This is a genomic window from Mesorhizobium sp. M7A.F.Ca.MR.362.00.0.0, assembly GCF_004023175.1.
Lineage (GTDB): Bacteria > Pseudomonadota > Alphaproteobacteria > Rhizobiales > Rhizobiaceae > Mesorhizobium.
This window is the reverse complement of record NZ_RZTF01000214.1, coordinates 5522-11209: the sequence shown is the minus strand read 5'-3', so window position 1 is coordinate 11209 and position 5688 is coordinate 5522. Positions and strand designations below refer to the sequence as shown.

The window sequence follows — 5688 nt, the reverse complement described above, 5'->3', positions numbered from 1 at the left end:
CAGCGTGACGACGCCGACTTCCGGTTTGCCGGGCGCGCCCATGCCGGCGGGGGCGCTGCCCTCCTGCGAGCAGGACGCCAGCAGAAAGGTAGCGGCGAACATCGCGGCCCAGGGCGCCAGATGGCGTGCCGAAAAACGAGGCTGGCTAGGCTTGGAAATCATGGCCTGGATCTTTCCCTGGAGTTGTGTACGCGTTGGCAATGGACCGCTTGGTCGAGGGGCATGCCGATCCATATGATGATAGGCCGCACCCGTCGGCGGGCGGCGACGAGCAATGCTTGGAAGCGGCTCATGTCGCGCTCCTTCTCGGCGGCCGGAGCTGCTCGAAAGTCGAGTAGCTGGCCTCGATGCCCACCAACATCATTATGCCGATCAGCGAGGACATGCCAAGCGCCTTGCCGGAGTTCACGCGATCTTGCGGTCATGATGTCCATGGTTGTCGAGCGGCTGCGAGAGCGGAAGCGACAGCCGCCAGGCGGCGAAGCGCAGGCGGATCGCGCCCTTCAGCGTGTCGACCGGGAGCGCCAGCGGCATATCGCGTCCGGCAGGTCCGAACGAGAGCCTCGGGCTGGCGGACGCGAGCAGCCGCAGCATGATCATGGCTTCCCACACTATCGTGCTTCCATTGCATGGTTCGAATTGGCATTCGAACTGGACGTGATTGAAACGAGGGATGGCGGAGATACGCCCGCCATCCCCCGGAGAACCGGCCGGCCCGAGAACGGGTTGGGTACCGGGCCGGCCGGTGCAGTCGGTCAGAGTTGTCAGTCGTTCCCGGGCTGGGGCGAGAGCTGCCTGCCATCGTTGGGCAGGCCTCTGGGGCCGGCTGCATCGTTCGGCGGCCCGCCCCAGGGACCGGGGGGTGATCCATGGGGGCGTTCCGCCGAAGCGAGGACTTCGAGTTGTTCGGGCGTCAGCTTGGCACGCAGTTCCGCGATCGCGTCCTTCAGTTTACCGGCCGAAACCGCGCGGGCGGTGACATCGTCGGCCAGCTTTTCCTGGAACGCGAAAGGATCAGGCTTGCCGCCGGGACCCGCCGCGTCGGGACCCTTCGCTTCAGCACTACCGGGCCGCCCGTGGTCAGGCTGAGGCGGCGAAAGCACCGCCTGCAGCGCGCTGGTGTAGTCGCGCCAGGCGTCGAGTTGTTCGGTGCGGATGCCAACGCGGGTCTCCAGCGCGGCGAGCCGGGCGGCCAGCATGAATTCCGGCGGCGGACCCATGCGGCGGGGGCCAAAGCCCTGCGGGCCAAAACCCTGTGAGCCAGGCCGCATTGGTCCATGCGGGCCGGGTCCAGCCATCGGGCCGTGATCTGGGCCGTCCTGAATGGCCATGACAGGTGGCGGCTCGCCGGGTCCGGCGCCGGGATCGGGCTGCGCTGCCAGCGCGGGGTGAATTGCGGCGACGGAAAACAGGCCGAGCGCAAGAAGTCTGCTTCGCATAAAGATGTTCCTTTCTCTCATGCTTCGGACAGTTCAGAGGATAGGAAGCGTCTTTGTCCGCTTCGCGTCGGCGTGTTGCCGAAGGTTTCCGCAAAAGGGCAATTTGTTTCCGAATGTTTCCCTCGGGCCCCCGGAAACGTTCGGTTGCAATTTTCCATGCCGCTCGGGCGCGGCTCCTCCTATAATCGTGGCCAAGGCAAGGGCACGATTGATGCAGTCACAACCCCATATCCTCGTCGTCGACGACGACCGCGAGATCAGGACGCTTCTCCAGCGTTACCTCGACAGCCAGGGCTTTCGCGTCACGGCGGCGGCGGACCGGCGCGAATGCGAGCAACGGCTTGGCGCGGGCCAATTCGACCTGATCGTGCTCGACGTCATGCTGCCGGACGGCTCGGGGCTCGATATCTGCCGCGGCTTGCGCGACCGCAAGCCGCACACCCCGATCATCCTGCTGACCGCGCTGAAGGAAGATGTCGACCGCATCATTGGCCTGGAACTCGGCGCCGACGACTATCTCGGCAAGCCGTTCAACCCGCGTGAGCTCATTGCCCGCATCCGTGCCGTGCTCAGGCGCTCGGCGCCCGAGGAGGCGCCCGCCTCCCCGCGCGCGCGTACCTACCGCTTCGCCGGCTACAGGCTGGAGCCGGACACCCGCAAGGTGACGGATGCACAAGGCGTGGCCGTCGACCTTACGGGCGCCGAGTTCGACCTCTTGCAGGTGTTTCTCGACCGCCCCGGCCGGCTTTTGTCGCGTGACCAGCTTCTCGACCTGACGCAAGGCCGCGAGCGCGACCCGCTCGAGCGTTCGGTCGATGTGCTGGTGAGCCGGCTACGCCGCAAATTTTCCGACACCGGCGACGGGCCGCTGTTCAAGACCGTGCGCAATGGCGGCTACCAGCTCACCGCGCGCGTCGAGACCGTGGAGAGCCACGCGTGAATTCGCTGCGCCGCCGTCTCATCCTGCTGCTGGTCGCCTCGATCGTCGGCGTCGTCGGCCTGGCGACGGCCGCCGTCATCAGCGTGCGCGGCGGCGGACCGCCGCCGGAACTGACCGTGCCCTGGATTGCCCAACAGATGGAACTGGTGGTGCGGCTTTTGCCGGGGCCGGTCCCCGACGTCCTGCGGGTGCAATTCGCCGACCATCCGGCGGGCGGCAAGGTGGCTCGTGCGGAAACGGCGATGCTCAACGACATCCTGCACCGCCGTGGCCTCGACTTCCCGGCGGTCGTCAACGAGAAGTCGGACGAACCCGGCCAGATCGCATCGATGCACCTGCCTGACAGCCGCTGGGCGATCATGGAGGTGCCGCACCTCAAGCCGCCGCGTCGCGAATGGCTGGTTCTGGCCGGCTGGATCTCGCTGATCGTCGCCGGCGCCACGGCGGTGTCGGTCTATTTCACCTCGGTGCTGATCCGCCCGCTCGAGATGCTGGAGGCCGCCGTCTCCAAGATCGGATCGGACGGCGTGCTGGCGGCGGTGCCGGAAGTGGGCTCGGCCGAGGTCAAGGCCACCGCGCATGCGCTGAACCAACTCTCGTCGCGGCTGCGGACCGCCATGGAAAGCCGCATGCGGCTGGTCGCCGCCGCCGGCCATGATCTGCGAACGCCGATGACGCGCATGCGGCTGCGCGCCGAATTCCTCGACGACGAACGCGACAAATGGCTTCACGACCTCGACGAACTCGACCGCATCGCCGACAGCGCCATCCGTCTGGTGCGCGAAGAGGTGAACCAGGACGCCGTCGAACCGGTCGACCTGGCAAAGACGGTGCGCGATATCGAAGCCGAGATGGCATCGCTCGGCCATGCCGTGTCGATCGGGCACCTGGACAAGGTTTGCGTGCGGGCCGGCGCGCTTGGCCTGCGCCGCGCCTTACGCAACCTGATCGTCAACGCCGCCACCCATGGCAAGGCGTGCCGCATCGACCTGGCCGCAGCCGACAATCGCGCCGTTCTGACCATATCTGACCACGGCCCGGGCATACCCACGGAACTCCTGAACAAGGCGTTCGAGCCCTTCTTCCGCGTCAACCCCGGCCGCCTGCAATCCGTCCCCGGAGCCGGTCTTGGCCTCGCCATCGCCAAGGAGATCGTCGAGCGCTACGGGGGCACGATAACGCTGGAAAACCGCCCGGGCGGCGGGCTGGAACAGACGGTGGTGTTCGACGCGGTGTAACGGTTAGCGGTCAGCCGAGTAATCGGCGTTGACGAAAAAACAGAGACGATGCTGCACCGCGCAAAGCCAATGTTCCAAATCATATCTCCACGGAGCCAGGACCGAACCCATATAGCCAAAATATAGATCGCAAAATTTCTTGTGATCCAACAAAGAACTAGGCTCTCAAGCCAGGAGCTCCTCAATCAACCGAGGCGGGAACATCGGCACAAATTAAACCACAGCGTTTAAATTCTGAGGAAACTCGCCAGAAATGGCGAGAACCGGCCGGTTTGTCAATTTTTAGCACTTGCTCACATAAGTATTTCAGCCGGGTAGATTTTTTGTGTTGCGCTGCACAACGCCGTAGCCGAACGATCTCCTAGTGGGACTCGTTTGCGACTGGACATACGCCGTGGAGGATTCCGCCAGGTTGACCAGCTTGAGTTGTCCGTCCGTCGATTTCGAGCCCGGCCCGGCCGTGCTCGCAATGCGCAGATTTGCGGGTGCCTTGGCGGGTCTCGTCCGCCTTAGCCTGCCGCTCGAAACGGCCGGCTGGCGGCCTCATCGCGGATATCACGCCGGCGGAAGCCGCTGATGGGAAGCGCCCGTGACATCCAACTTGATGCGTTGAGAGCTATCGCCGTAACGATGGTGTTGTATTCCCATTTCTTCGCGGAGGGACCTTCGTTCTGGGGCCATATCGGTGTGCGGCTGTTCTTCGTGCTGAGCGGCTTCCTGATCACGCGCCTGCTCCTGGAGGCGCGCTCGGCCACCGAATTCGAAACCGGCCCGGCGCTGCGCTCCTTCTACATCCGGCGGATGTTGCGGATATTCCCGCCCTATTTTGCCGTCCTGGGTTTCGTCTGGCTGGTCGACCTGGATCAGTCCAGGGGATCGCTGGTCTGGCATGCGCTTTATCTGTCGAACTTCTGGTATGCGCTGCAAAATAACTGGAACCCTTGGGTGCTGGGCCATTTCTGGAGCCTGAGCATCGAGGAGCAGTTCTATCTTGCCTGGCCGCTGGTCGTCCTGCTGGCCCCACGCCGCCGCTTCGAGGCCATCTGCATCGCCGTCATCGCACTGTCGCTGGCCTATCGCTTCTATTGGCCGATCACCGCCACGCCGACGCTGACGCGCGACCTGCTGCCGCCGGCATCCATGGATGCGCTGGCGTCGGGCGCGCTGCTTGCCTGCTGGCATTTTAGGGGCGCCGGCCTGCCGCACTGGATGCGGCTGGGCTGGCCTGCCTTCGCGGCCGCATTCCTTGTCATCGAGTGGTTAGTCCCGGAGCCCGCCGATCCGACACTGGAATGGGCCCGCTGGCTGCTGCGGGAAGTCCTGCCCCTGGTGCCGCTGATGGTCATCGTGGCAGCCTGTTCGCGCGGCCTTGGCGGCATCCTGGGCAGGCTTGCCGAAGTGCCGCCGCTGCTTGGCCTCGGCCGCATCAGCTACGGCGTCTATCTCTATCATCCGATATTGCTGTCGCTCGCCGTCAAGGCGCAGCCCTGGATTCCGCTCAACGTCTCGGAGCAAGGGCCAGGGCGATTCCTGGTCGCGGGCGCCGCCACGATTGTCGCGGCCTGGATTTCCTGGGTGGTTTTCGAGAGGCCGCTCAACAGCCTGAAGCGCTACTTCCCCTATGTCGCGCGCACCCGCTCTGCACAGGGCAGCCATGATGGCTGGCTCGCGACGGCGGCCGTCGGACCGCCCGATGGCCGCACACCGGCGCTCGAACTCCAGCGCACGGATGCAAGACGATGACCGCCGCGCCGCTCGTCTCCGTCCTGTTGCCGGTCTACAATGCCGGCCCCTATCTCGCCGCCGCGCTGGGAAGCATCCTGCGGCAGGATCACAGTCGCCTGGAGATCATCGCGATCGATGACGGCTCGACCGACAATTCGCTCGAGATACTCGAGCGATGCCAAAAGGCCGATAGCCGCATTTCGATCGTCTCGCGCGAAAACCGCGGCCTCGTCGCGACGCTCAACGAAGGGCTGGCGCTCGCCCGGGGCGAACTGGTTGCACGGATGGATGCCGACGACGTCGCCTATCCCTGGCGTCTGTCGCGCCAGGTGGCGCTGTTCGAGCG

General features: G+C 65.2%; 6 protein-coding genes. 4 read left to right on the top strand and 2 right to left on the bottom strand.

Annotation, left to right across the window (positions count from 1 at the left end; all coding sequences use genetic code 11):
* Nucleotides 1-405: 405 nt before the first annotated feature.
* Both EOC06_RS23170 and EOC06_RS23165 read right to left on the bottom strand, forming a co-directional pair.
* On the bottom strand, nt 406-594 hold the full coding sequence (locus EOC06_RS23170; protein WP_245469950.1) for a hypothetical protein: 189 nt from the start codon (nt 592-594) through the stop codon (nt 406-408).
* A gap of 170 nt (nt 595-764) precedes the next feature.
* Nucleotides 765-1439, bottom strand: coding sequence for a hypothetical protein (locus EOC06_RS23165; RefSeq protein WP_128308881.1), 675 nt, complete (start codon nt 1437-1439; stop codon nt 765-767).
* Between the two features lie 211 nt (nt 1440-1650).
* Between EOC06_RS23165 and EOC06_RS23160 the strand changes: the two genes are divergently transcribed.
* From EOC06_RS23160 to EOC06_RS43285, 4 genes are all read left to right on the top strand, one after another.
* Nucleotides 1651-2379, top strand: a complete 729-nt coding sequence (locus EOC06_RS23160) for a response regulator (RefSeq protein WP_128288998.1) — start codon at nt 1651-1653, stop codon at nt 2377-2379.
* The gene (locus EOC06_RS23155) at nt 2376-3617 is read left to right on the top strand and encodes a HAMP domain-containing sensor histidine kinase (RefSeq protein ID WP_128308880.1); all 1242 of its coding nucleotides are present in this window, start codon (nt 2376-2378) and stop codon (nt 3615-3617) included. The genes EOC06_RS23160 and EOC06_RS23155 overlap by 4 nt, the downstream gene beginning before the upstream one ends.
* A 576-nt stretch (nt 3618-4193) precedes the next feature.
* On the top strand, nt 4194-5360 hold the full coding sequence (locus EOC06_RS23150) for an acyltransferase (RefSeq protein ID WP_128308879.1): 1167 nt from the start codon (nt 4194-4196) through the stop codon (nt 5358-5360).
* A partial coding sequence (locus EOC06_RS43285; protein ID WP_245469948.1) for a glycosyltransferase family A protein occupies nt 5357-5688 on the top strand: 332 nt, incomplete at its 3' end. The genes EOC06_RS23150 and EOC06_RS43285, both read left to right, overlap by 4 nt.